At 67.9% G+C, this 24,803-nt stretch carries 30 protein-coding genes; 12 read left to right on the top strand and 18 right to left on the bottom strand.

Annotated elements, in window-relative coordinates; genetic code table 11:
* Positions 1–12: 12 nt before the first annotated feature.
* Complete coding sequence (locus BKG60_RS29550; protein ID WP_120765078.1) at positions 13–426, top strand: hypothetical protein; 414 nt, start codon at positions 13–15, stop codon at positions 424–426.
* 2 nt (positions 427–428) lie between these two features.
* Here the strand turns inward: BKG60_RS29550 and BKG60_RS29545 are convergent, their stop codons facing one another.
* The 3 genes from BKG60_RS29545 to aroA form a co-directional block, all read right to left on the bottom strand.
* Positions 429–1,235: an SDR family oxidoreductase gene (locus BKG60_RS29545; RefSeq protein ID WP_075910348.1), complete on the bottom strand. Its 807-nt coding sequence runs from the start codon at positions 1,233–1,235 to the stop codon at positions 429–431.
* A gap of 68 nt (positions 1,236–1,303) precedes the next feature.
* Entirely contained in the window at positions 1,304–2,284 is a 981-nt protein-coding gene (gene rsgA / locus BKG60_RS29540) for a ribosome small subunit-dependent GTPase A (RefSeq protein ID WP_075910347.1), read from the bottom strand.
* Between the two features lie 6 nt (positions 2,285–2,290).
* Positions 2,291–3,592 carry a 3-phosphoshikimate 1-carboxyvinyltransferase gene (gene aroA, locus BKG60_RS29535; protein WP_075910369.1) on the bottom strand — a complete coding sequence of 434 codons (1,302 nt, stop codon included), beginning with the start codon at positions 3,590–3,592 and terminating at the stop codon, positions 2,291–2,293.
* A gap of 66 nt (positions 3,593–3,658) precedes the next feature.
* Between aroA and BKG60_RS29530 the strand changes: the two genes are divergently transcribed.
* The 4 genes from BKG60_RS29530 to BKG60_RS29515 are packed head-to-tail and all read left to right on the top strand — an operon-like array spanning position 3,659 to position 7,433.
* Positions 3,659–4,444, top strand: coding sequence for an SOS response-associated peptidase (locus BKG60_RS29530; RefSeq protein WP_207553908.1), 786 nt, complete (start codon positions 3,659–3,661; stop codon positions 4,442–4,444).
* The gene (locus BKG60_RS29525) at positions 4,441–5,955 is read left to right on the top strand and encodes a DUF7782 domain-containing protein (protein WP_075910345.1); all 1,515 of its coding nucleotides are present in this window, start codon (positions 4,441–4,443) and stop codon (positions 5,953–5,955) included. The genes BKG60_RS29530 and BKG60_RS29525 overlap by 4 nt, the downstream gene beginning before the upstream one ends.
* Positions 5,956–5,997: 42 nt before the next feature.
* A complete protein-coding gene (locus BKG60_RS29520; protein ID WP_075910344.1) occupies positions 5,998–6,588 on the top strand; it encodes a TetR/AcrR family transcriptional regulator in 591 nt (196 codons plus the stop codon).
* Between the two features lie 23 nt (positions 6,589–6,611).
* The gene (locus tag BKG60_RS29515; RefSeq protein ID WP_075910343.1) at positions 6,612–7,433 is read left to right on the top strand and encodes an enoyl-CoA hydratase/isomerase family protein; all 822 of its coding nucleotides are present in this window, start codon (positions 6,612–6,614) and stop codon (positions 7,431–7,433) included.
* Here the strand turns inward: BKG60_RS29515 and BKG60_RS29510 are convergent.
* Together BKG60_RS29510 and BKG60_RS29505 are read right to left on the bottom strand one after the other, a co-directional pair.
* Positions 7,430–8,224, bottom strand: a complete 795-nt coding sequence (locus BKG60_RS29510) for a class I SAM-dependent methyltransferase (protein WP_075910342.1) — start codon at positions 8,222–8,224, stop codon at positions 7,430–7,432. The genes BKG60_RS29515 and BKG60_RS29510 overlap by 4 nt on opposite strands.
* A gap of 105 nt (positions 8,225–8,329) precedes the next feature.
* Positions 8,330–9,178, bottom strand: coding sequence for an SDR family oxidoreductase (locus BKG60_RS29505; RefSeq protein ID WP_070187369.1), 849 nt, complete (start codon positions 9,176–9,178; stop codon positions 8,330–8,332).
* Positions 9,179–9,300: 122 nt separating this feature from the next.
* Here BKG60_RS29505 and mymT point away from each other — a divergent pair, with 122 nt between their 5' ends.
* Entirely contained in the window at positions 9,301–9,450 is a 150-nt protein-coding gene (gene mymT / locus BKG60_RS32640; protein ID WP_075910341.1) for a copper-binding metallothionein MymT, read from the top strand.
* 12 nt (positions 9,451–9,462) lie between these two features.
* Here the strand turns inward: mymT and BKG60_RS29495 are convergent, their stop codons facing one another.
* From BKG60_RS29495 to ybaK, 6 genes are all read right to left on the bottom strand, one after another.
* Positions 9,463–10,014: a M15 family metallopeptidase gene (locus BKG60_RS29495; protein WP_120765077.1), complete on the bottom strand. Its 552-nt coding sequence runs from the start codon at positions 10,012–10,014 to the stop codon at positions 9,463–9,465.
* Positions 10,015–10,027: 13 nt separating this feature from the next.
* The gene (locus BKG60_RS29490) at positions 10,028–10,948 is read right to left on the bottom strand and encodes a LysR family transcriptional regulator (RefSeq protein WP_075910340.1); all 921 of its coding nucleotides are present in this window, start codon (positions 10,946–10,948) and stop codon (positions 10,028–10,030) included.
* A gap of 59 nt (positions 10,949–11,007) precedes the next feature.
* A complete protein-coding gene (locus BKG60_RS29485; RefSeq protein WP_075910339.1) occupies positions 11,008–13,407 on the bottom strand; it encodes a CaiB/BaiF CoA-transferase family protein in 2,400 nt (799 codons plus the stop codon).
* Between the two features lie 3 nt (positions 13,408–13,410).
* Positions 13,411–14,607, bottom strand: coding sequence for an acyl-CoA dehydrogenase family protein (locus BKG60_RS29480; RefSeq protein ID WP_070187199.1), 1,197 nt, complete (start codon positions 14,605–14,607; stop codon positions 13,411–13,413).
* 2 nt (positions 14,608–14,609) lie between these two features.
* Positions 14,610–15,725 (bottom strand): acyl-CoA dehydrogenase family protein, encoded by a 1,116-nt coding sequence (locus tag BKG60_RS29475; protein WP_075910338.1) that lies wholly within the window; start codon positions 15,723–15,725, stop codon positions 14,610–14,612.
* A gap of 122 nt (positions 15,726–15,847) precedes the next feature.
* Positions 15,848–16,339 carry a Cys-tRNA(Pro) deacylase gene (gene ybaK, locus BKG60_RS29470; RefSeq protein ID WP_075910337.1) on the bottom strand — a complete coding sequence of 164 codons (492 nt, stop codon included), beginning with the start codon at positions 16,337–16,339 and terminating at the stop codon, positions 15,848–15,850.
* 229 nt (positions 16,340–16,568) lie between these two features.
* Between ybaK and BKG60_RS29465 the strand changes: the two genes are divergently transcribed.
* The gene (locus BKG60_RS29465; protein WP_070187196.1) at positions 16,569–17,216 is read left to right on the top strand and encodes a sigma-70 family RNA polymerase sigma factor; all 648 of its coding nucleotides are present in this window, start codon (positions 16,569–16,571) and stop codon (positions 17,214–17,216) included.
* Positions 17,213–17,518: a mycothiol system anti-sigma-R factor gene (gene rsrA, locus BKG60_RS29460; RefSeq protein WP_070187195.1), complete on the top strand. Its 306-nt coding sequence runs from the start codon at positions 17,213–17,215 to the stop codon at positions 17,516–17,518. Before BKG60_RS29465 ends, rsrA begins: the two co-directional genes overlap by 4 nt.
* Before the next feature lie 55 nt (positions 17,519–17,573).
* Here the strand turns inward: rsrA and BKG60_RS32870 are convergent, their stop codons facing one another.
* A complete protein-coding gene (locus tag BKG60_RS32870; protein WP_003882799.1) occupies positions 17,574–17,666 on the bottom strand; it encodes a 50S ribosomal protein bL37 in 93 nt (30 codons plus the stop codon).
* Between the two features lie 135 nt (positions 17,667–17,801).
* Here BKG60_RS32870 and BKG60_RS29455 point away from each other — a divergent pair, with 135 nt between their 5' ends.
* The gene (locus BKG60_RS29455) at positions 17,802–18,017 is read left to right on the top strand and encodes a biotin/lipoyl-binding carrier protein (protein WP_070187366.1); all 216 of its coding nucleotides are present in this window, start codon (positions 17,802–17,804) and stop codon (positions 18,015–18,017) included.
* 46 nt (positions 18,018–18,063) lie between these two features.
* Positions 18,064–19,563 (top strand): sensor histidine kinase, encoded by a 1,500-nt coding sequence (locus BKG60_RS29450; RefSeq protein WP_075910335.1) that lies wholly within the window; start codon positions 18,064–18,066, stop codon positions 19,561–19,563.
* A gap of 187 nt (positions 19,564–19,750) precedes the next feature.
* Here the strand turns inward: BKG60_RS29450 and whiB1 are convergent, their stop codons facing one another.
* The 3 genes from whiB1 to BKG60_RS29435 form a co-directional block, all read right to left on the bottom strand.
* Positions 19,751–20,005 (bottom strand): transcriptional regulator WhiB1, encoded by a 255-nt coding sequence (whiB1, locus tag BKG60_RS29445; RefSeq protein WP_003882795.1) that lies wholly within the window; start codon positions 20,003–20,005, stop codon positions 19,751–19,753.
* 258 nt (positions 20,006–20,263) lie between these two features.
* On the bottom strand, positions 20,264–21,226 hold the full coding sequence (locus BKG60_RS29440) for a diacylglycerol/lipid kinase family protein (protein WP_070187193.1): 963 nt from the start codon (positions 21,224–21,226) through the stop codon (positions 20,264–20,266).
* Positions 21,227–21,260: 34 nt separating this feature from the next.
* Positions 21,261–21,647, bottom strand: a complete 387-nt coding sequence (locus BKG60_RS29435; RefSeq protein WP_075910334.1) for a YchJ family protein — start codon at positions 21,645–21,647, stop codon at positions 21,261–21,263.
* Positions 21,648–21,787: 140 nt separating this feature from the next.
* Here BKG60_RS29435 and aroQ point away from each other — a divergent pair, with 140 nt between their 5' ends.
* Positions 21,788–22,240, top strand: a complete 453-nt coding sequence (aroQ, locus tag BKG60_RS29430; RefSeq protein WP_075910333.1) for a type II 3-dehydroquinate dehydratase — start codon at positions 21,788–21,790, stop codon at positions 22,238–22,240.
* Positions 22,237–22,614, top strand: a complete 378-nt coding sequence (locus BKG60_RS29425; protein ID WP_165688730.1) for a hypothetical protein — start codon at positions 22,237–22,239, stop codon at positions 22,612–22,614. Before aroQ ends, BKG60_RS29425 begins: the two co-directional genes overlap by 4 nt.
* Here BKG60_RS29425 and BKG60_RS29420 read toward each other — a convergent pair.
* The 3 genes from BKG60_RS29420 to BKG60_RS29410 are packed head-to-tail and all read right to left on the bottom strand — an operon-like array spanning position 22,611 to position 24,789.
* Entirely contained in the window at positions 22,611–23,099 is a 489-nt protein-coding gene (locus tag BKG60_RS29420) for a GNAT family N-acetyltransferase (protein ID WP_075910332.1), read from the bottom strand. The genes BKG60_RS29425 and BKG60_RS29420 overlap by 4 nt on opposite strands.
* Positions 23,096–24,181: an isochorismate synthase gene (locus BKG60_RS29415; RefSeq protein ID WP_075910331.1), complete on the bottom strand. Its 1,086-nt coding sequence runs from the start codon at positions 24,179–24,181 to the stop codon at positions 23,096–23,098. Before BKG60_RS29415 ends, BKG60_RS29420 begins: the two co-directional genes overlap by 4 nt.
* Positions 24,178–24,789: an acid phosphatase gene (locus BKG60_RS29410; protein WP_075910330.1), complete on the bottom strand. Its 612-nt coding sequence runs from the start codon at positions 24,787–24,789 to the stop codon at positions 24,178–24,180. Before BKG60_RS29410 ends, BKG60_RS29415 begins: the two co-directional genes overlap by 4 nt.
* Between the last annotated feature and the right edge of the window lie 14 nt (positions 24,790–24,803).

Raw genomic sequence — 24,803 nt, 5'->3', positions numbered from 1 at the left:
CCCGTGAAGAAGATGCTGGTGGCCGCCGTGGTGCTCGGGGCCTCGTCGGTGCCCTTGGGCGGGTTGGCCACCGGCGTCGCCGCGGCCGACGACTATGCGGGCCAGAAGTACTCCGATGTGCAATCGTCGCTGGCCGACGCCGGGATGAAGGGCGTCGTGGCCACCCGCGACGGCGATACGGTGTCCGACGACGACTGCGTGGTGACGCACTCGGAGAATGCGCACTGGCACAAGGGTGACGATTTCGCCCCGGTCACCGACACCGTGCTGCTGAACCTGAGCTGCAACGCCGGCGTGGCCACGGCCAAGGCGCCGGGCAATTCGGCCGCCAGCCCCGAGGGGCGCGCCGCGATCGCCGCGGCCAAGCAGCAGGCCGAACAGGAGCAGCAGCAGGCGGAGGCCGATCACGCCAAGGCCGAGCACTGACCTCACATGTCGAGTTCCCACACCTTCGGCCAGTCCTTGCCGCGGACCGCGGCGTCGATGCCGCCGTCGACGAAGACCACCGAACCGACGAAGTAACCCGCCTCGGGTCCGAGGAGGAACGCGACCAGTGCGGCCACCTCCTCAGGGCGCCCGCCGCGCCCGGCCGGGATCGTCTTGAGGAACTGCTCCATTCCCGCACCGGTCAGCGGGTCCTTGCGGCCTTCTTGCGTCATCGGAGTGTCGATGAGCCCCGGTGCGATCGCGTTGAGCCGGATGCCCTCGGCGATGTACTCCGCAGATTTGGTGCGGGCGTAGTACGCCAGCGCGGCCTTGGTGGCCGGGTACGCCTGCAGCGCCGCGAAATCGCCATAGGTGGAGGAAACGGTGTTGGCGCCCACCTCGTCGCCGGCCAAGCAGGCTTCGGCCAGCTCGACCGGCCAATTAGGCTGAGTGGTGGTCGAATTCGAGCTGATCAGCACCACCGATGCGGTGTCGCGGCTGGCCAGCAGCGGCCGCAGGCCTTCCAAGAGCTCGATCGCGCCGAAGTAGTTGACCGCGATGAGCAGGTGTGCCGGACGGCCCGTCGCGGCAGCCAGCCCGGCGAACGGGACGAATCCGTCGATGCCGCCGTCGGCCAGCTCGGTAACCTTTGCGATCGCCTCCGCTCGCCCGTCCGGGGTGCTCAGGTCCACGTTCACGTCCGCGTCGCGCAGGTCGACGCCGATCACCCGATGCCCGTCGGATTCCAGCCGTTTCTTGGTCGCAGCGCCGAGTCCGGAGGCGCTGCCGGTCAGAACATGAGTAGCCACAGCAGCGACCCTAGTGCGGCGCGGGCGCCGATCGAGGCGATGTGCCGACCAGCGGTACGCGAATGCGGTCAGCTCTCCTTCAATACCGCCAACAGGTGGCGAGCCGCCGCCACGCGGGCAGCCGCCGGGCCGGTGAGCGCATCCAGCGCGCACTCGGGGTCCGCGGGCGGGCCCATGTGCCCGCACCCGCGCGGGCACTCGTCGATGCTCTCCGCCAGATCCGAGAACGCCAGGATCACGTCGTCGGGCTGGATGTGGGCCAGGCCGAACGAGCGGATGCCAGGGGTGTCGATCACCCAGCCGGTGCCGTCGAGCGGCAGTGCCACCGACTGGGTGGAGGTGTGCTTGCCCTTCCCTACACCGGACACTTCGCCTGTCGCTCGATCTGCCTCTGGCACAAGACGATTCACCAGGGTGGACTTCCCGACCCCGGAATGTCCGAGGAACACCGTGACCTGATCGGCCAGCAGCGGCGCGACAACGTCGAGCGGGTCCTCGCGGCCCGCGGTGACGATCATCAGATCCAGATCCGCGAACTGTGCGGCGAATGGTTCGGGGGCGGCCAGATCGGACTTCGTCAGGCACAGAACTGGTTTGAGCCCGCCGGCATAGGCCGCGATCAAGGCACGCTCGACGAAACCGGTGCGCGGCGGCGGATCGGCCAGCGCCACCACGATCAGCAGCTGATCGGCGTTGGCGACCACCACGCGTTCAGTTGGGTCGGTGTCATCGGCTGTGCGGCGCAACACAGTTCGGCGTTCGCCACGGCGCACGATGCGAGCCAGGGTGTCCGGCCGGCCGGACAGGTCGCCGACGATGTCGACGTCGTCACCGACCACGATGGGGGTGCGGCCCAGCTCACGCGCCCGCATGGCGACCACCCTGTGATGCGGGTCGCGGTCCAGCGCACAGCCCCAGCGGCCGCGGTCTACGGTCACCACCATCGCCGACTGGGCGTCGGCGTGGTCGGGGCGGAGCTTGGTGCGCGGACGGGTGCCTTTACCCGGTCTGATCCGGACGTCGGACTCGTCGTACTCCCGCGCTCCCAAGGTGGTTTACTTCCCTCTCGCAGGGGGTTCGCCCGCCAGCATCTGCACCCACATCAACGGGAAATCGGGCAAGGTTTTGGCCGTGGTCGCGATGTTCTCCACCGCGACACCGGGCACCCGCAGACCGATGATCGCGCCGGCGGTGGCCATCCGATGGTCGGCATACGAGCGCCAGGTTCCGCCGTGCAGCGGCCGTGCGGTGATCAACAGGCCGTCCTCGGTCTCGCGGCAGTCACCGCCGAGGCCGTTGATCTCGGCGGTCAGTGCTGTCAGCCGGTCGGTCTCGTGGCCCCGCAGATGTGCGATGCCCCGCAACCGCGAGGTCGCGCCGTCGCGGGCCAGCACGGCCAGCGCAGCGACGGTGGGGGCCAGTTCGCCGACGTCGTGCAGGTCGGCGTCAAACCCGTCGTAGCCTTCGGGGCCACTGAGTTCCAGGTATGAATCACGCTGGTGGACCGTCGCATCCACCTTGGCGAGCAGGTCCAGGATCGTGTCGGCGGGCTGGATGCTTGTCGACGGCCAGCCGGCGATCCGCACCGTTCCGCCGGTGACGATCGCGGCGGCCAAAAACGGCGTGGAGTTGGACAGATCCGGTTCGATGTTCCAGTCCCGGGCGGCAACCGGTCCGGGGGAGACCCGCCAGCGATTGGGCACCGAGTCGTCGACGTGCACACCGGCGTCGCGCAGCATCGCCACCGTCATCGCCACGTGGGGGGCGGAGGGCACCGAGGTCCCGGTGTGCACGATGGTCAGCCCGTCGGTGAACGTCGCACCGGACAGCAACAATCCGGAGACGAACTGTGAGGAGCCCGACGCGTCGATCTCGACGGTGCCGCCGGCTATGGCGCCGCGGCCGCGCACCGCGAACGGCAGCGCGTCGCCGTCGACGTCCACGCCGAGGCCACGCAGCGCGTCGAGCAATGGGGCGATGGGCCGGGCCCGGGCTTGCTCATCCCCGTCGAACATCACCGAGGTGGCGCTCAGCGCGGCGACGGGCGGCAGAAATCGCAACACCGTTCCGGCCAGGCCGCAGTCGATCCGGGCATCGTCGGCTGGTGCGATACCGCCACTGACGGACAGCTCGGTGTCGCCGGTTTCGGCGGGCTCCACGGTGACGCCCAGGGTGCGGATGGCGTCGATCATCAGATCGGTGTCGCGGCTACGCAACGCGCCATGGACCTTCGAGGGGCCCTGCGCAGTGGCCAGCGCCGCCAAGACGAGCGCACGGTTGGTCAGAGACTTCGAACCGGGCACCGTCACCGTGGCGTCGACCGGGGCCGTCGTCGACGGAGCCGGCCAGTGTTCCAATTGCTCCTGACGTCCGCTCACGCTCTATATCCTGCCTTGTCCGCAGACTCTGCAACCATGGGCACTATGTGTGGACGTTTCGCGGTGACCACGGACCCGGCGCTGCTGGCGCAGAAGATCCAGGCCATCGATGAAAGCACGGCAAGCACGGCGAGCTCAGGGGACAAGGACGTCGCGGGGGCGAACTACAACGTGGCCCCCACCACGACCATCAGCAGCGTGGTCAAGCGGCACACCGAGCCCGAGGACGAGTCGACGCGCCGGGTCCGCTCGATGCGCTGGGGCCTGATCCCGCCGTGGGTGAAGACCGCCGAAGGCGGAGGGCCGGACACCAAAGGTCCGCTGCTGATCAACGCGCGCGCCGACAAGGTGACCAGCTCACCGGCATTCCGTAACTCCGCCAAGAACAAGCGCTGCCTGATCCCGATGGACGGCTGGTACGAGTGGAAGCCGAACCCCGAAGCGAGCACGGCCGGGAAGAAGACCGCCAAGACGCCTTACTACATGTACGCCGACGACGGCGAGCTGCTGTTCATGGCGGGGCTGTGGACCACCTGGCGCCCGCAGGGCGCACCGAAAGACGCGCCGCCGCTGCTCAGTTGCACGATCATCACCACCGATGCGGCGGGCCCGCTGGCCGAGATCCACGATCGGATGCCGCTGACCATCAGCGCGCCGGACTGGGATCGGTGGATGGATCCCGACGCCCCCATCGACGAGGGGCTGCTGCGCGGTCACGGTGACCTGGACCGGATCGCCGTCCGCGAGGTGTCCCGGTTGGTCAACAGTGTCCGCAACAACGGCCCGGAGCTGATCGAGCCTGCCGAACCCGAAGAGATGGGGCTGTTTTGAGCGACGTTGGGGGTGCCGTCGCATCAGGCGTTGTCGACGCGATCGGTGCCGACCTGCGATCGGCCGGGTTCACCACGGACGGGGTGGCCGAGCTACTGGGTGCCGAGGCCAACGCCGCGCTCGGCCGTGGTGTGTGGTGGCCGGTCCTGCGGGTCACCCATGCCGCCCCGGCGGACCGGCAGCGGTTGGCCGTCTTGGTGCGCCTGCTGCTGCTCGGGACCGAGGAGGCACCCGATCTGGTGGAGGCGGCATTCCCGTCGGTGAGTCTGCAGACGTTGGCCGCCACTGGTGTCCTCGAGTTCCGCGGTGAGATGGTGCGGGCCGTCCTGGACATCCGGCCGCACAGCGACGGGGAGCGGGATTTCTACGTGGTGTCCGATCAGGATGCCGCGGTGCGCCGCGGGCCGCTGCGGCACGATCACGTGCTCGGGATCGGCGGGGCCTCGGTGTCACTGGCGCGGGCGGTCACCCGTAACCGCGTCGGGCGTGCGCTGGACCTCGGTACCGGATGCGGTATCCAGGCGCTGCACCTGAACGCGCACTGCGACGAGATCGTCGCGACCGACACCAACGAGCGGGCACTGGCACTGGCGGCGATGACCGCGCGGTTGGGCGGCATGTCGTGGGATCTGCGGCACGGCAGCCTTTTCGAACCGGTGGCCGGCGAGCGTTTCGATCTGATCGTGTCGAATCCGCCGTTCGTGGTGGGCTCGGGCGCCCGCGATTACATCTACCGCGATTCGGGTGTGGCCGGAGATGCCTTGTGCCAGAGCCTGGTCAAGCAGATCGGTGATCATCTTTCCCCGGGTGGCACCGCCCACATCATGGCGAACTGGATTGTGCGCGACGGTCCAGAAGGCACAGACTGGCGCGACCGGGTCTCCGGCTGGCTGGCCGGCACCGGCCTGCATGCCTGGGTGGTGCAGCGCGAACTGGCCGATCCGGTCAGCTACGTGTCGCTGTGGCTGGCCGACGCCGGGGAGGACCTCGAGCGGCAGGCGCAGCGCGGCGGGCAATGGCTCAACTGGTTCGCCGAGCAGGGCATCGCCGGCGTCGGTATGGGCATGATTTCGCTGCGGGTTCCGCGCGACGGGGAACTGCCCGAGCAGATCCTCGAGGAGATCACCGGCGCCGACGAGGCGGTCACCGGAGCCGAGGTGGACGCGTTCTTCGCGCGGCGGGCCTACCTTCGCGACACCTCCGACGAGGCGCTGCTGGCGGCCCGGCTCTCGACCGCACCGGTCTTCCTCGAAGAGCAGTCCCTGCCCGGACCCGACGGCTGGCAGCAGGTCGGCGCTGCGGTGCGCCGCCCGGGTGGTCCGGGCGCGGTGATCGGAGTCGACGAGGTACTGCGCGCGCTGCTGGCCGGTTGCCGAGGGGAGGTGCCGCTGGGCAGCCTCATCCAGCTGCTCGCCGCCCACCACGGGGTGGACTCGGATGCGCTGGCGCAGGCCGCACTGCCGGAGGTACGGGAGGCGATCGGTCGCGGCATCCTCTACCAGGCCGAATGACGACCCTCTAGAGGAATCCTCGGTTCTGTTAGAGTATTTCTCGTGCCAGCTTCCAGGGCCAAGGGTGCGCGAGACCGGCTGATCTCGGTTGCGCGTCGGCGTTTCGCGGCGGAAGGCGCGATCGCCCCGACCCTCGATGAGATGCGGCGCGAGGCCGAGGTGAGCGTCGGATCGCTCTACCATCACTTTCCCGACAAGCCCGCCCTGGCAGCCGCGGTCTACGCGCAGGTCATGGCCGAATACCAGGACGGCTTCCTGGCGATGCTGCGCGAGCAGGCCACCGCCGAGGACGGGATTCGGGGTGGGGTCCGCAACCATCTGGACTGGGTGGCGGCGCATCGCGGTGAGGCCGTGCTGTTGTTCGGCGACCGGTTGGACAGCGCCGCGCTGCGCGAGGCCAACGGGAACTTCTTCGCGGCCGTCCGGGACTGGTGGCGACCGCATCACACCTATGGCGCACTGGTAGCCATGCGACCGGGGATCACGGCCGCATTGTGGCTCGGCCCCGCACAGGAGTACGCCCGCTACTGGATAACCGGCGAGATCCCCGACATGGACAGCGAGGCCATCGAGATGTTCGCCGATGCGGCATGGAAAGCATTGCAGGCCAGACCAATTGAGGAGGACTCGTGACGGGCAAGCCTTTGTATCGCAGCATGGTGGCAGACGGGGACGCCCCCGACGCGCCGCAACGCATTCGCGTCGACCGCAGCGGTGATCGTGCGGTGGTGACTCTTGACGAGCCCGACCGCCTGAACGTCCTGTCCGCACCGCTGGTCCGGCAGCTGCGCCACGCCCTGGAAGATCTCGCCGCCGACAACGACATTCGTGCCGTGGTGTTGACGGGCGCCGATCCGGGCTTCAGCGCGGGTGGCGACCTGCGCATGATGCGAGCGGCCGTCGAAAGCCGCTACCAGGCAGAGGGAACCGCGGACGTGTGGCGCTGGATACGCCGCGAATTCGGTGGTATCGCCCGACTCATCGCCGGTGCCGACACCATCTTCGTGGCTGCGCTCAACGGGCCCGCGGCCGGCGTCGGACTCGCCTGGGCGCTCACCTGCGATCTGACCATCGCCAGTGAGAAGGCGATCATCGTGCCCGCCTTCGCCCGCCTCGGCTTGATCCCGGAGGTCGGCACGAGCTGGGCGTTGACTCGCCGACTCGGCTATCAGGGCGCGCTCGCCTACTACCTGAAAGGTGAGCACATCGACGCCGAAACCGCGCAGCGGCTCGGATTGGTGCAGGAGGTCGTCGCCCACGAGCAATTGCTCGATACCGCAGACGCGTGGTGCTCGCGCGTCGCTGCGCTGCCGCCGCACGCGGTCTCGATGGCCAAACCTCTGTTGCGCGCCGCGGCAGACGCCAACTGGAACGATGCGCTGACTCTCGAAGAGTTCGCCGAACCGACCTGTTTCACCACCGCGGCCTTCGCCGACAGCGTCGAGACCATGCTGTCCGGTGGGACCCGTCCGCGTTAGACGGTCCCGGTCTTACGGGCGGTCACCACCGCGTAGGGCGCGGCGAAGGAGACCCGGCCCGTGTCGTCGGTCTGTGCACTCAGCGCGGTGGTTAACGCGTCGAGCAGACGCTCGCGGGTCGTCGCGTCCAGTCGGCCGAGCAGGTCGACGTGCATCGGTGATTCGTCGGCGATGAAGCGGACCGCGGACTCGACGGAGTCGAATTGCCAGGTATGTGAACCGGTTTCGAACCATACGTCGTCGAACCCGGCGGCCAGCCGGGACCGCACGATCTCGAGGTCGCCCCACTGATCCGGCGAATACACCGAGGCCGGCGGTTGGCCGAGGGTTTCGACGATCGGGGTGAAGAACGGGTTGCCCGCCTCATCGCGGACCCAGGTGGAGAAGGCGAACACCCCGCCCGGGGCGAGCAGCCGGGTGACCTCGGCGACCAGGCTGGTGGGTTCGACGAAGATGATCCCCATGTTCGACACCACGGTGCTGAATCCGCCGTCGGGCAGGCCGGTATGGGCGGCGTCGGCGACCACCCACTGCACTGCGTCCGCGCCGGGTCGCTCGGCGGCGATGGCGACCAGCGCGGGGGTGAGGTCCACCCCGGTGACGTGGGCACCGGCCCCGGCGGCGGCCAGTGCGGCGCTGCCGGTGCCGCAGGCCAGGTCGACCACCGCGGAGTCGCGCACCGGCCGCAACCGGTCGGCTGCGGTGACGACCTCACCGGCGATGACGGCAATGCGTTCGGCGACGGCCTGGTAACGGCCGGCCGCCCAGTTCGTGGGCTGGGGATCGGGCATGCAGGCCAGCCTAGATGGGGTACGCCGAGCGTCGAGTGGCCAGTTGTTGCACGGCGCGCGCGTATCGGTGTGCCACAACTGGCCACTCGGCGACAACGGCGGGCATCAGGGCTGGACGTATCCCGGCGGGTTGGGGGTATCCACCCACAGGTCCACGCCGAGATCCGAACCCGGCACACAGTCGTACACCGACAGGTCGCTGACGCCGTTCGCCAGTAGCACGTCCTCGCACAACAGGCTCTGACCGGTGAACTCCCGAGCGGGCTTGTTGAAGATCGTGTAGGCCGCGTCGGCATACACGTCGGGCTTGCGCGCGCGTCCCATCGCCTCGTCCCCGCCGAGCAGGTTCTGCACCGCGGCGGTGGCCACGAGAGTGCGCGGCCACAGCGTGTTCGACGCGATGCCGGCCTCCCGCATCTCTTCGGCAATGCCCAAGGCGCACAGCGTCATTCCATACTTGGCCATCATGTACGCGGTGGGCTTGAGCCACTCGGACTCCAGCCGGATCGGCGGGGACAGCGTCAGGATGTGCGGGTTGTCCCGGCCCTTCATATGCGGGATGCAGGCCTGTGACACCGCGTAGGTGCCGCGGATCTGAATGCCGTTCATCAGGTCGAAACGCTTGAGCGGCACTTCCTCGATCGAACCGAGGTTGATCGCCGAGGCGTTGTTGACGCACAGATCGATACCGCCGAACTGCTCGACGGCCTTGGCTACCGCGGAGGCCACCGAGTCGCCGTCACGCACGTCGCCGACGATCGGCAGGGCCTGCCCGCCGGCCTCCTCGATCTCCTTGGCCGCGGTGTAGACGGTGCCCTCCAGCTTGGGATGCGGCTCGGCGGTCTTGGCGACCAGTGCGATGTTGGCGCCGTCAGCTGCGGCCTTCTTGGCGATCGCCAGGCCGATACCGCGGCTGGCGCCGGAGATGAACATGGTCTTCCCGGACAAAGTCATGAACACACGATAGGCCGATCAAGTTGTATTGATACCGCTGGTTCGGGGGAATGACTAGGGAGACGATGGGAACAGCGGCCGGCCCGCAAGAAGACGGCGGCCGCCGACACAGTGGAGGAGACATGAGTGTTGTTCCGGCAGGAACCGTCCTGACCTGCGCGCACGAGGGCTGTGGGTGCCGGGTCCGGGTCGAGTCCGAATGCCATTGCAAAGGCCCCGAAACCAACTACAAGTGCACGTGCGGCGCCGATCTGGTGCCCGTCACCGAATAGGCACCGGTCAGCTCAGCCTGCGGCGTCGGGTTGCAGCGGGGGACAGTTGCCGGCCGCGTCGGCGACGAGTTCGAAATGCCACAACTCGTTGGCGTAGATCTGACACAGCCCGAAGCGCCCGCCGTTGGCAATCAGCCACTGATCGGCCTGCGGACCGCCGACGTCGACCGCCTCGCCGGTCACGTGCCGGGATGCGCTCGGCGTCTGCACATACCGGCGGGCGGCGGCGAAGCTGCCGTATGTCTGCACCGCCTGATCGAGCAGTGACTGCTGGAATTCGGCCGACCGCCAGCCCGAGTTGATCGTCATGGTCACGCCTTCGGCCGCGGCGGCATCGGCGGCGTTCTGAATGGCGGCCAGCAGGCGCGGGTCCAACCGCCCGATGGCCGGATTCTGCACGTCGTACGGGGTCAGTACCTGCCCGTCGGCCAGCGAGCCGTCGCCCTGGGTCATCGGGACGGTGTCGTCGACCAGACGGACCTGCGGAGCGGGCGCGGACGTGCCGACCAAGGCCGCCACCGCGGCGACACTCGAGGCAACTCTTGCGCCCACCATCATCGGCATCACCGTGCCCACACTACTGCGCCCGCCCGCGGGCCAGGGCCTGCGCCAACTCGGCCACCAGTGCCTCGATCTCCGCCGGGTTCTTCAGCCGATCGGGTACCCAGGCCAGCGCGATCCGCGCCGGTGCCCAGGTGCTCTCGTCGATGGGTACCAACGTGAACTCCGGTGGCGAAAAGATCTTGCCGATCAGTGATTCGGGCGCGTAGGGGACCACCGCGACGAGGTGGCGGTTGAACACCTGGGCGGCCATCTCCAGCTCGCCGCCGAACTGGTTGGTGGTGCGCACGATGCGAGTCACCCCGCGCGCGTTGAGCGCACGGGTGAGGCCGGCCAGCATGACGGGGTTGGGGCGAGCGAAGTCGATGACCACGTCGCGATCGCGCAGCTCCTCGATCGACACGAGTTCCCGAGCGGCCAGCGGATCGTCGAACCGCACGGCCACCGCGCCCTGAAACGTGGCCACCACCCGGTACTGCAGCCGTTTGTCGGAGGTCGGCAGATGAATCAGCCCGAGGTCGAGGTGACCGGACACCAGTTTGGCCGTCACCTCCGCGGCCGACCCGGGCACGCTGAACTCGGTCGGAACTGTCAGGTCGGCCACGGAGCCTTGGACCTGCGCCACGAAATCCGATGGCGCATAAGCGGTTGCGCCGACCCGGATCGTCGCGACTCCTTCGGTGAGCCGGACCGCGGTCGCCTTCAACTCGTCGACCTGGCGCAGGATCTCGCGGGCCGGACCGAGCAGCTTCGCACCCAACGGCGTCAGGCGGACCTCGTGATAGTTGCGCTCGAACAGCTGCCCGCCGAGCTCTTTCTCCAACAGCTTGATCTGCTTGCTCAACGGTGGCGGCGTGATCATCAACCGGTCGGCGGCCCGTTTGAAGTGCAGTTCCTCGGCGACCGCGACAAAGTACCGGAGTCTGGTGAAGTCCATGCGGTCGTTTCCAGGCCATTCGACGGTGAGGTGACCCACGAATGGTACGAGACGGGCGTTCAGCGTCCCGCAAGTTGTGTGCGCTGCGGAACCTCGAGTACCGCCATGGTGATCAGCTCATCGATCTCGGGGTCGTCCAGACCGAGCAGTTCGGCGGCGATCTCGCGGGTCTGCTCGCCGAGCAACGGCGCCTGCAGCAACGGGGGATCCGCGATGCGCTCCGAGTGGATCTGCACGTTCTCCATCGTGAACGGCTCGGTGGCGTGCGGGTGCAGTTCCTCGCGGAAGGCGCGGCGCTGTACGTAGTAGTCCCAGTCGGCGACCTCGGCGGCGCGCAGCACGGCGCCGGCCGGAACACCCGCGGCCTGCAGCAGATCCATCGCCTCGGTTGCCGGGCGTTGTGACGTCCAGGCTCGCATGGCCTCGCCGACGCGGTCGCGGTGCGCGTCGCGTCCGGCGCGGGTCGCCAGTCGCGGGTCATCGCCCAGATCCGGGCGGTTGATCGCCTGACACAGTGCGCGCCAATCCGCGTCGTCGCGCACGGTCACCGCCAGCCAGCGGTCCTGGCCGGCGGCGGGGAACAGTCCCCAGGGAGCATCGTGGACCGGTTCAGCCGAAGGGTCATGCCCGCGACGTACCAGCGCGTCGGCGGCGATCTCGCCGGCCAGATGGCTCAGCATCACCTCCGATTGCGCGACACTGACCGACCCGCCGGTGCCTGTGCGTTCGCGGCGCAGCAGCACGCTCAGCGCACCGAGCGCACCGATCCGGGCCGCTACATGGTCGGGGTAGACAGTGACGGTGTCGCAGAACGACTCCGGTTCGTCGGGGTACACCCACAGGTCGGTGAACCCCGCGGCCGCACGTACCAGCGGGCCGTAGCCCATCCGCTTGGCCCAGGGCCCGGTAGGTCCGAACGCCGAACTGTCCACCACCACGATCTGCGGGTTCAGTTCCCGCAGACTCCGGTAGTCCATTCCCAGGGTCTCGGCCACGCCCGGTTTGAAGTTCGTCAGCACCACGTCGGACTGCTTCACCAGCTGGTGCGCCAACTCCCGGCCTCGGGGCGTCCGCAGATCGATGCCGATCGAGCGCTTGTTGCGGTGGCCGGCGCCGTAGGTCTGGGACATGGCGGTGAGGTTGCCGCGCAAACCATCCGGGAACGCCGAGTTCTCGATCTTGATGACGTCGGCGCCGAGGTCCCCGAAGAGGCGTCCGGTGTCGGACCCGACGACGATCACGCCGAGGTCCAGCACACGCACACCTTCCAGCGGCAGGCCCTCGTTGCGGCGCTGGCGACCGGCGAGCAGCGGGGCGACACCCATGCGGCGCGGCATGGGGTCGGCCGGAGGTCTGGCATGTGCCCGGTGCCCGTCGATCTCGACGACTCCTGCGGGCACCGGTGCCGATATTCCCGGGGCCAGGTCGATTTCGCGAAAGCAGCCGCGACTGTCGACCTGCTCGGTGCCGAGGGTCTCGGCCAAGGACAACACCGCCGCCGTCGGGACGCCGTGCCGCTGGCCGGCCACCTCAAGTTCGGCCCGGGTCTGCCCGGCGCAGAACCGGCCGATCGCGGTCATCAACTCCGGTGAGCTGAGCCGCACCCGCAGCCGATCGAACGACGGATCGGCGAACTGTTCGGGGCGGCCCATCCACTCGAACATGCCGTGCCACTGGCGTTTTGCCAGCAGGCAGATCCGCACATGTCCGTCCTTGCAGGCGATGATCGGGTAGCGCAGCCGTTCGGCATTCCAATCGCGTTGCTGGGCGCTCAAGGCCACGCCGGCCGAGGCGGTACCCGCTGTCCCGTACGGCGGATCGAGTGTCTGCATGGCACCGTCGAGAATCGAGAAATCGATGAGATCGCCTTCGCCGGTGCGCAATCGGTCCAGGTACACGCTGATGGTCATCACCGCCGCCTGTGCTGCGGCCACGTGATAGGGCAGTTGGGCTGACGGTGGCACCGCGGGCTCGCGCCCCGGGATGCCCGAGCGGGACAGCTCGCTGGTCAGTGCGTGCAGCACCGGGGTACTGGCCTGCCAGCCGCGGTAGCTGGTGTCGCGGCCGAAATCGCTGATGGACAGGATCACCAGGCCGGGGTGTTCGATGTGAATGTTGCGCACCGACAAAGCTTTTTCGGCTGCCGATCCGGGCCGGGTGCCCTCGATCAGGATGTCGGCTCCGGCCAGCAGCTGCACCCAGCGACGGCGGTCCTCGGGGACTGCGGGATCGATGATCACGGTGCCCAGGCCGTGGCGGTTGATCGCGAATCCCACCGAGTCAGGATCGATTCCGGCGACGGGGGCCGGGGGTCCCTCGGTGACACCGGGCAGGTGCATCTGGGTCACCGTGGCACCGAGGTCGGCCAGCAGGCGGCCGACCGCCGTCATCGGGCCACGGGTCAGGTCGAGGACGCGAATGCCGGTCAGCGGCGGATCGTAGTCGTTCGGGTTGGCCATCTTTCAGCTCCGGCGGGCCTGCCGGAACGGGATGTCGCGATCGACCTCGGGTTCCTTGGCCAGCCCCAGGACCCGTTCGCCGATGATGTTGCGCTGGATCTGGTCGGTGCCACCGCCGATCGAGGTGAAGAACGCATTGAGGGTCAGGAAGTTGATGTCGTCGGACTCGGGATTGTCGGGGCCGGCAAGAAGCGCTTCAGCGCCGATGATCTCGGTCTTCAGGCGGGCCTCGGCGTGCAGGATGCTCGACATCGCGAGTTTGCCCAGGGACATGACAGAGCTGGATGTGCCCTGCGCCGCAGCAGCTTTGGCCCTGGCGTTGTTCAGGGAGTTGAGTTCGCGCAATGCCAGCACATCGGCCAGTTCCTTGCGTACCGCCGGATCTTCCAGGCGGCCGTGCTCTCGTGCCAGTCCGATGAGATCGTCGGCCCGGGTCCGGTTGCGTGAGCCGCGCCCGGCGTCGCCCATGATCGAGCGCTCGTAGGCCAGTGCGGTCTGCAGTACGCGCCAGCCGTTGCCTTCGCCGCCCAGGAGGTAGGCGTCGGACACCCTCGCGTCGGTGATGAAGACCTCGTTGAAGTGCGATTCGCCGGTGATCTGAACCAGTGGGCGGACCTCGATGCCGGGCTGACGCATCGGAATCATGAAGAAACTCAAGCCTTTGTGCTTGGGCACGTCCCAGTCGGTGCGGGCGATCAGCAGCGCGTACTCGGCGGTGGTGGCGCCCGATGTCCACACCTTCTGGCCATTGACCACCCACTCGTCGCCGTCGCGGACCGCGGTGGTGCGCACCGCGGCCAGATCGGATCCGGCTCCGGGTTCGCTGTAGAGCAGGCAGGTGCGGATGCGTTCGGTGAGGAAGTCGCGCACCAGGTCGTTCTTGAGTTGCTCGGTGCCGAACTTGAGGGCGGTGTTGGCCGGGATGCTGTATTTGTCCTGCCGCGCACCCGGGGCCTTTACTGCACGGAACTCCTGTTCGATCACCGCGGCCAGCGGGTTCGGGTAGGCACGCCCGAACCATTCGCCGGGGAATGTCGGTACCGCGTAGCCGGCGTCGAGCACCTTCTCCAACCAGGCCACCCGCTCGGGCGAGCTGACCCACGGATTGGTGGATTTCGGTAGCCCGGACCAGTTCTGGGCCAACCAGTCGCGCACCTCGGTGCGTAGCTGGTCGACGCTGGGCAGCTCATTGGCCGTCATCTTCAGGCGCCTTTCGAGGTGAGGTAGCGCTCGCGGTGCAGTGCCGAGCCACCGAGCAGTTGCAGTCCGGTGCGGGCCCGGCGCAGGAACAGGTGTGCCGGGTGCTCCCAGGTGAAGGCGATACCGCCGTGCATCTGGATCGCCGACATCGCGGTCGTGTGATAGGCCTCCGGGCACGCGAAACCGGCCAGAGCGATTGCACCGTCGGCCTTTTCGCTGTCGGACGCCAGCTCGGCCGCGGCGTGCTGGGCAGCTGAGGTGGCCGACTCCACCTGCAGCAGCAGATCGGCAGCCATGTGCTTGAGGGCCTGGAAGCTGCCGATCGGGCGGCCGAACTGGATCCGGGTCTTGAGGTAGTCCACGGTGATGTCGAAGATCCGCCGTGCCCCGCCGACCTGTTCGCCGGCCAGTGCGATCACGGCGAGGTCGAGTGTCTGCTGCACCGCGTCCCACCCGGCGGTGCCGATCCGGCGCGCCGGTGTGGCATCGAACGTGTAGGTGGACAGCGGGACGGTCGGATCGAAAACCGTTGCGGCCGTGCGTTCGAAACCGTCGGCGCCGGGTTCGATCTGGAACACCCCGAAGTCTCCGTTCATGCGGGCCACGACCAGGACCACGTCGGCCACCTGACCGTGGAGGACGTAGTGGGCGTTGCCGGTGAGCACGTAGTCGGCCTCGCCCGTGGCGTTGGCTGCCGTGGCGCGCACCGCGACGCCCTCCCGCGCCCAGGTGCCGCGGGCCCCGGTCACCGCAACGGTTCCGATAGACGTCCCGTCGACCAGGCCGGGCAGTAGCCGATGCTTGTCGTCGTCGGTGCCCGCGGACTCGATCAGTGCCGATGCCAGCACGGCGCTGGCCAGGAACGGCGCGGGCAGCAGCGCGGCGCCGGTCGCTTCGGCGACGGCCTCGAGCTCAAGGGCACCGAGACCGACACCGCCGTACTCGCTGCCGACCAGCAACCCGGTCACGCCCTGGGCGGCGAGCTTGCACCACAACCCGCGATCGAATCCGTCCTCGGTGCCCATCACCCGGCGCACGTCCTGCTCGGTGCATTCGTCGTGCAACAAATCCGAGACTGCGGCGGCAAGTTCCGCTCGCTCGGCCACGCTGATCGCCATGTGCCCCGCCTTCCTCGTCGGGTCCATGCAATCCGGTCCGGGCCGTGGTGTAAATCACGTGTTCGCACACCGCTACGTTTCCGATTGCGACATGCCGGTGGTGGATGTTCTCGCGGAACCAGTCAGCCCGTCACAGCGATGTCGGCCGTCACCGCCGAGGTCGCGCGAATCAGGTCCTCGGGCGAGAGGGCGACGTCCAGCCCGCCTTTTCCGGCGCTGCACAGCACGGTGTCGAACGCCAGCGCCGAGGTGTCGACGACGGTGGGCAGGCGCTTGCGCTGGCCCAGCGGGGAGATTCCGCCCACGACGTACCCGGTGGACCGCTGAGCGGCCGCCGGGTCCGCCATTTCGGCTTTGGGAACGCCCAACGCGGCCGCAGCGGCCTTGAGCGACAGTTTCCGCGGTACGGGTATGACGGCCACCGCCAATCCCTTGGGCAGTGCGATCACCAGCGTCTTGAACACCTGCTCGGCCACGATGCCGCCGGCCGCGAGTTGGGCCACGGCCTCGTCGCCGAACGAGTCGTTGCGCGGGTCATGCTGGTAGGCCACGATTTCGTGGTCGATGCCTGCGGCGACCAGAGCCGCGATCGCGGGTGTTGCTGCACGAGCCACGGCGCTCAAGGGTAGCCGGGCACGCCGGGAACACACACGCCGGGAACACAGCGGCCACCACATGCTGTTGATGCTGTCGACACCTGCACAGCGCTACTTGTCGGTAGCACGCTCTAGGATCTGAAGGAGGATTCTGGTGCCAACCGTATGCCTGGAACGGCCGACGAATACCCAGTGGTATTCCGGAGCTCTTGGTGGCGCCGTGACAGAAGGGAAGGTGTTTCCCACGATGACTGACGTCGAGCAGGCCGAGCCTGACACGCCGCAGCCGACGCCCGAAACAGATGCCGAGCTCACCGCCCGGTTCGAACGCGATGCCATCCCGCTGCTGGACCAGCTCTACGGCGGCGCCCTGCGGATGACCCGCAACCCCGCCGATGCCGAGGACCTGCTGCAGGAAACCATGGTCAAGGCCTACGCCGGTTTCCGGTCATTCCGCGAGGGCACCAACCTCAAGGCGTGGCTCTACCGCATCCTGACCAACACGTACATCAACAGCTATCGCAAGAAGCAGCGCCAGCCCGCCGAATATCCGACGGACGAGATCACCGATTGGCAGCTGGCGGCGAATGCCGAGCATTCGTCGACCGGGCTGCGGTCGGCCGAGGTCGAGGCCCTGGAGGCGCTGCCCGACACCGAGATCAAGGCAGCGCTGCAGGCATTGCCCGAGGAGTTCCGGATGGCGGTGTACTACGCCGACGTCGAGGGCTTCCCCTACAAGGAGATCGCCGAGATCATGGATACTCCCATCGGGACGGTGATGTCTCGACTGCACCGCGGGCGCAAGCAGCTGCGTGACCTGCTGTCGGACGTGGCCAGGGATCGTGGCTTCATCCGAGGTCAACAGCTTGGTGAGCCGGAGGAGGTCTCGTCATGAGTGACAAGCACGATGAGGACGAGCGCTGGACCCCGCCCATCGGGCCCATTGATCCCGAGCATCCTGACTGCGCCGCGGTGATCGCCGAGGTGTGGACACTGCTCGATGGGGAGTGCACGCCGGAAAGCCGCGACAAGCTCAGGCACCACCTCGAAGAGTGCCCGGCCTGCCTGCGTCACTACGGGGTCGAGGAGCGGGTCAAGCGGCTCATCGCGGCCAAATGCAGCGGTGAGAAGGCGCCCGAAGGCCTGCGGGAGCGGCTGCGCATCCAGATCAGCCAGACGACGATCATCAGGGGCTGACGACAAACCGCCCGATCTCCGTGGGGAGTCGGGCGGTCACAGTCAGCCGAAACGGCTAGCGCACTGACTTCGAACCGGCGTTGGGGCGCTTGCCGTGGTTCGCCTTCGAGTGCTTGCGGTCCCGCTTCTTGCGGCCACGCTTCGCCATGATGATCCTCCAGATGGTGTAAGAACTTGCTCCCTAGTGTCTCATGACCCGGGGGCGGCGCTGACCACCCGGTGTTGTGGTTCGATATAGGCCGCAGATGTAGTCGGGTAGCAGCCGGAGTGAAGTGGGGTGAAGATGGCCGAGGACGTTCGCGCCGAAATCGTGGCCAGTGTGCTCGAGGTCGTGGTTCACGAGGGCGATCAGATCGGTGTGGGAGACACCCTGGTGCTGCTGGAGTCGATGAAGATGGAGATCCCGGTGCTCGCCGAGGTCGCGGGCACTGTGACCAAGGTCAGCGTCGCCGAGGGTGACGTGATCCAGGCCGGCGATCTCATCGCGGTGATCGACTGACCCCGGAGCGTTCTCGCCCCTCGCGTGCGCGGAAAGAGGCTGGCTGATGTCCACCCTCGGTGACCTGCTCGCCGAGCACACCGTGCTGCCCGGCAGCGCGGTGGATCACCTGCATGCGGTGGTCGGGGAGTGGCAGCTGTTGGCCGACCTGTCGTTCGCCGACTACTTGATGTGGGTGCGTCGCGACGACGGTGTCCTGGTGTGCGTCGCGCAGGTGCGTCCCAACACCGCCCCGACGGTATTACTGGCCGACTCGGTCGGAACACTGGCGGCAGCCGCGGACCAGCACGTCATCACCACGGCCTTCGAATCGGGTGTGATCGGGCGGGGAAGCGGTGGTACGCAACGACATTCGCCGGACCTGCCCGGCCTGAACGTGGAAGCGGTGCCGGTGCGGCACCGCGATCAGGTGGTCGCGGTGCTCACGCACCAGACCGCTCTGGCGGCTCGCCGGATGGCCAGTCCGCTCGAGGGCGCCTACCTGGACTGCGCGAGCGACCTGCTGCACATGCTGTCCGAGGGCACCTTCCCGAATGTCGGTGATCTGGCCATGTCGCGTTCCAGCCCGCGGGTGGGTGACGGGTTCATCCGCCTCGACGAGGTCGGCGACGTGGTGTTCGCCAGCCCCAACGCCATCTCGGCTTACCACCGCATGGGCCTGGCCTCCGAACTCGACGGGCACAACCTGGTTGCCATCACCCGGCCGTTGATCTCCGACCCGTTCGAGGCCCAGGAACTGGCCAACCACGTGCGTGACTCGCTGGCCGGCGGCTCCAGCATGCGGATGGAGGTCGACGCCGGCGGTGCGGCGGTGCTGTTGCGGACCCTGCCACTGGTCGTGCACGGCGCCGCGGTCGGCGCGGCGGTGCTGATCCGTGACGTCACCGAGGTCAAGCGACGGGACCGGGCGCTGCTGAGCAAGGACGCCACCATCCGCGAGATCCACCACCGGGTGAAGAACAACCTGCAGACCGTGGCGGCCCTGTTGCGGCTACAGGCGCGCCGGACCAACAACCTGGAGGCCCGGGAGGCACTGATCGAATCGGTGCGACGGGTGTCCTCGATCGCGCTGGTGCACGACGCGTTGTCCATGTCGGTCGACGAAGAGGTCAACCTCGACGAGGTGATCGACCGGATCCTGCCGATCATGAACGACGTCGCCTCGGTGGACACCCCGATTCGGATCAACCGCGACGGCGCGCTCGGCGTGCTGGATGCCGATCGGGCCACGGCGTTGATCATGGTGATCACCGAATTGGTACAGAACGCGATCGAGCACGCATTCGACGCGAATACGCCCCAGGGGTGCGTCACGATCAAGGCAGAGCGGTCGGCCCGCTGGCTCGACGTCGTGGTGCATGACGACGGCCGCGGAGTGCCCGACGGGTTCAGCCTGGAAAAGTCCGACCGATTGGGTCTTCAGATCGTCCGAACGCTGGTAACCGCGGAATTGGACGGGTCGCTGGGCATGCACGACGGCGCCTCGGGGGGAACCGATGTGGTGCTGCGGGTGCCGATCGGCCGCCGCAGCCGTGGCATTCAGTAGGCCCGCACAGGCGGGTTCACAGGCCCCGCACAGTGGCACCCCAGTATCGACGAAGTAATTGCTCAGGCCCGTCAATACGAAATGTGATGACAATTACGCAATTTGCTGCGGAAATTGTCGGCAAAATAAGCTACGGCCCCGACATTCGTCGGGGCCGTAGCTTGCGTCGGGGGTCTGGACTGAAGTGTCAGACTCCGGTGCGAGCCTTGGTGCGGGCGTTGCGACGCTTGAGCGCGCGACGCTCGTCCTCGCTCATGCCGCCCCACACGCCGGCGTCCTGGCCGGAGTCCAAGGCCCAGGTGAGGCACTCAGTGGTGACGGGGCAACGGTTGCAGACCAGCTTCGCGTCGGCGATCTGGGCAAGCGCCGGGCCGCTGTTTCCCACGGGGAAGAACAGCTCCGGATCTTCGTCGCGACAGACGGCCTTGTGGCGCCAATCCATAAGATCAAACTCCTCGTTAGACATGTCATGCGTGCGCGGCGAAGCGCACTAGATTTTCTTCGGCTGTTAACGCGTGCACACGAATGTTTCTGCACTGTTGCATTGATGCTTTCACAGGCTGAACAGATGTCAATAGCATTGAGTTAACACGTGGGCAATGTCACTGGGTGGGGCGGTGAGCGGACCGCTGGCTCCGGTGTACTACACTCAAAAACCAGCTGCGCCCTAATTCCACTCTAAACGGTGTGTTTGCGCAGGTCAATCACTTTTCTGCGGCGGTGCGACGACGCTCAGTGCCTGGGGAACCGACGAGAACGTCATGGTTTCGCGCTCACCGATGTAATCTCCGTCAATCTGGCAGGCGACCGGCGTGGTGCTCGTCACGGTCACCGATGACACGTTGTCGTCACGGATCAGATGCTTGGCGGCAAGGCGCGGTTTGCGGGCCACCATCTGACGGACCAGTCGCAGATTCGCCCAGATGTTCATGCTCGTGGTGGCGAAAACGCCCAAACCGGTGTCGAACGTGGTCTCGGGGTTGGTCCACACCGGCCGGCTGTTGGCGTAAGTCCACGGACTGGAGTTCGACACGAACGCGAAGTGCACGCCACCGACCGGGTCGGTGTCCGGCAGGTGCAGCGTCAGCGTCGGTTCCTTGCGGGCGCTGGCCAGCACCTCGCGCACCGCCACCCGGATGTAGCGCGATGCGGTGACCTTGCGGCCCTTGGCGCGCTGGGCCTCCACGGCCGCCACCACGTCCCCGTCCACACCCATGCCCGCGGTGAACACTCCCCAGCGCTCGCCGCAGTCCATCAGGCCGATGCGCCGCCACGGCCGTCCCAGCCGGTACCCGCCCAGCAGGTCGACGAGTTGGTTGGTGGCCTCGATGGGGTCGGGGCTGATGCCAAGTGCCCGGGCGAAGACGTTGGCCGATCCGCCAGGAACGACGGCCACCGCCGGCGCCTGGCCGGCATCCGGACGTGTCCCGCAGTCACCCAGGACGCCGTTGACGACCTCGTTGACCGTGCCGTCGCCGCCGTGCACGATCAGCACGTCCACGCCGTCACGGGCGGCGTCGCGGGCGATCTCGATGGCGTGACCACGGTGGTTGGTGTGTTCGACGGTCAGCGTCACCCGGCTTTCCAGCGCATGGGCGAGCAGGTCACGCCCGGCAGGGGTGGTCGAGGTGGCGTTCGGGTTGACGATCAGCACGGCACGCACGGGGCATCAGCCTAACCGGCAACGTGTACGGCCGTTATTCGTAGAGTTTCCCGTCGAGGTAAAGCCATCGGCCATTCACCCGCTCGAAACGACTGCGTTCATGAAGGATGTGCCGGCTCCCGTGGTGGACGTATTGGGCGCGGAACTCGACCACACCTTCGGCGTCCTCCTCGCCGCCGGACTCGGTGTCGACGATCTGCAGCCGCCGCCAGGCGATGGTCTCGTCGAGGGTCAGCTCGGCGGGGCGGGTGTCGGGATGCCATGAGGTCAGCAGGTAGCCGGGGTCTCCCACGGCGAAGGCGCTGAACCGCGAGCGCATCAGCGCGACGGCCGTCGGCGCACGCCGAGCGCCGCTGTGCAGCGGACCGCAGCACTGGCCGTAGGCGCGGCCGGTACCGCAAGGGCAGTCGCGGTCGGTCATGCGGTCAAGTATCTCCGCCGCGTCCCTCCGGCCCGCTGTTGCGCCGAAATCGACGTCGGGGTTGTGCGTTCTGGCCCCATCACGACCCTCGCGTCCATATCGACGTCGGTCATCCGGCGGGCGCCGGTACCGTACAGGACGTGACCGCACGCCCGGGCAAGCCCTGTTTACTGCTCGTCAACGGACCCAATCTCAACCTGCTCGGCACCCGCCAGCCCGAGATCTACGGGTCCACCACGTTGGCGCAGATCGAGCAGCGGGTGGTGGAGGTGGCCGCCGGGTTCGGCTTCGAAGTGCGCGCCGTGCAGAGCAATCACGAGGGCGTGCTGGTCGATGCCATCCAGGCCGCGCGGGCCGACTGCACGGGCATCATCATCAATCCCGCGGCCTACAGCCACACCTCGGTGGCGATCCGCGACGCGCTCAGTGCTGCCGACCTGCCGGTGGTGGAGGTGCACCTGAGCAACATCCACACCCGCGAGTCCTTCCGGCACCACTCGTATGTGTCGGCCATCGCGCAGGTGGTGATCGCCGGCGCGGGACCGGCCGGATACGAGTACGCGGTGCGGTACTTCGCGGAGCGGCAGTCGTGATCCAGCCGCCCTCGATTCGGTACGCAGGTTTCATCACCGCCGCCGAAGGGATCGCCGCGCTGGTCATGGCGGTCGTGCTCCTGGTGCGGGCGATCGCCGGAGCCGATCAGCACATTGTCAGCGGATACGGCACCGCGATCTGGTTCGTGCTGATCGGTGGCGGGGTGCTCGCCGGCGGTTGGGCGCTGATCACTGCCCGGCGCTGGGGCCGGGGGATCGCGGTACTGACCAACCTGCTGCTCCTGCCCGTGGCCTGGTACGTGATCACCTCGCACCATGTCGGGTACGGCGTATTGGTCGGACTGCTCGCGCTGGTGACCCTGGGTCTGCTGTTCAGCCCGTCCTCGGTGGACTGGATCACCCGGCGCGACTAGCCGCGGCTCTCGGCGGCCAGCGCCGAAAGCTCGGGCCCCGAAACCCGGTAGGTGGTCCACTCGGTCTGGGGCTCGCCGCCGACGGCGTCGTACAGCGCGATGGCGTTGACGTTCCAGTTCAGCACTGCCCATGTCATCCGGGTGTATCCGTGTTCGACGCATTCACCGGCCAAGGTGGACAACAGCTTCCGTGCCAGGCCGCGGCGCCGGAACGCCGGCCGTACATAGAGGTCTTCCAGGTAGAGCCCGGCGACGCCGTCCCAGGTGGAGAAGTTCAGGAACCACACCGCGGTCGCGGCAACCTGGCCGTCAACCTCCACCAGGTGCGCGTATGCCACCGGCCGGTCGCCGAAAAGTGCTGTGTGCATCTGCTTTTCGGTCACGGTGCACTCATCGATGGCTCGTTCGAACTCGGCCAGCTCGCGGATCATCGCGGTGATCTCGACCTCGTCGCCGGGCCGTGCCCGGCGGATCAGCTCGCTCATGTCGCCCCTAGTCCTGTCAGGATGGTCCTGAACTTGGTGGTGGTCTCGTCGACTTCGTCATCTGGATCGGATTCGGCGACGATACCGCCGCCGGCACTGGCCAGCGCCGTATATCGATCCGCGGACAACACCGCGCACCGGATCGAGACCACCCAGCGCCCGTCGCCGCGGTTGTCGCACCAGCCGACGGCACCCGCGTAAAACCCACGATCGCCTTCCAGCTCGGAGATCAGTGCGGCGGCACGGTCCGTCGGGACGCCGCCGACCGCCGGGGTCGGATGCAGTGCGAGTGCCAGATCAATTGCTGTGGTGTGCGTTTCGCGCAACTGACCGATGACAGGGGTGCTCAGGTGCCATAGCGCGTCGGTGCCGTGCAGCTGCGGCTCGTCGGCGATCTGCAGCTCCACACACAGCGGATCCAGGGCCTGGCGCATCATGTCCACCACCAGTTGATGTTCGTGGCGGTTCTTCGCCGATGCGGCCAGTGCGGCCGCGTTGGCCGCATCGGTCTGCGGGTCTGCCGATCGAGGTGCGGAACCGGCGAACGGCTGACAGATCACCTTCTGACCCTTGCGTGCCACCAACAATTCGGGGCTCGCGCCCACCAGGGCGGTGCCGGTGTGGGTTCCTCCTGCCGCGGTCAGGTCCGCCAGGTAGACCGTGGCCGCGGGGTCGGCCCCGGCCAGGCGGCGCAGCACGCTGCGCACGTCCCACGGCGAATCTGCGGTCAGCCGCAGCGCTCGGGCCAGGACCACCTTGTCGATCGGGTCGTGCGGGTCGCGCAGCCGCCGGATCGCCTCGGCGACCCGGGTGCGGTGCACCGGACCCGGCGGCAGGGTCTCGCGGCCCACCACCGCCGGGGGCGGGCTGGTGGGCCAGGCCGGCAGTGCATCGGCGAACTGAACCGCCTCGGGCTCGTAGAGGGCGGCCGGAGCCTTCAGGTCGAAGGGCAAGGCGCCCAGCACGATTGGCGTGCCGGACTGCAGCGCCGCCTGGGCATCGGTGATGTCGGCGAACCCGGCGCGCCTGCCCTCGGCCAGCACGGCGCCGGCCGGGCCGGCCAGCACGAACGACGGGTTCACAGCGACAGGCAGGGGTTGGGGTGACCGGTCAGACCGAGCGCGGTGATCTGGCGTATGCCGTGCTCGAAACCGCACACCGCCAGCGACGCGGGCACCATCGACACCCGGATCCCTTCGGCCACAGGTAGTTCCGCCCAGCGCGTCAACACCGCGCGGGAGAAATGACCGTGCCCGACGAACACCACATCCCGGGCGGGCACGTGTTCCAGAGCCAGTGCGACGGCCCGGTCGGCCCGGGCACTGACCTGCGCCACCGACTCTCCGCCGGGCGCGCCATGCGTCCACACCAACCAGTCCGGGACCGTCTGCCGGATCTGCGGAGTGGTCAGCCCCTCGTAATCGCCGTAATCCCACTCGGACAGCACGGGGTCGACCTCGTCGACGTGCAGGCCGGCCAGCTCGGCGGTATCCAGCGCGCGGCGCCGGGGGCTGCTGATCACCAGCGGATCGCTCAGCTGCAGTTCGGCAAGTGCCGGGCGGGCCAGCACGGCCTGCTCGCGCCCGGCCCCGGTGAGTTCGAGCTCGGTGCGGCCGGTGTGCCTGCCGCTGGCCGACCACTCGGTCTCGCCGTGGCGGAGCAGGATCAGGCGGTGCAGGCGGTCGCTCACACCGGCGATTCTGC

This window comes from Mycobacterium syngnathidarum (assembly GCF_001942625.1).
Taxonomy (GTDB): Bacteria; Actinomycetota; Actinomycetes; order Mycobacteriales; family Mycobacteriaceae; genus Mycobacterium; species Mycobacterium syngnathidarum.
Note: the sequence above shows the minus strand (reverse complement) of the source record. Positions and strands in the feature narration are given on the sequence as shown.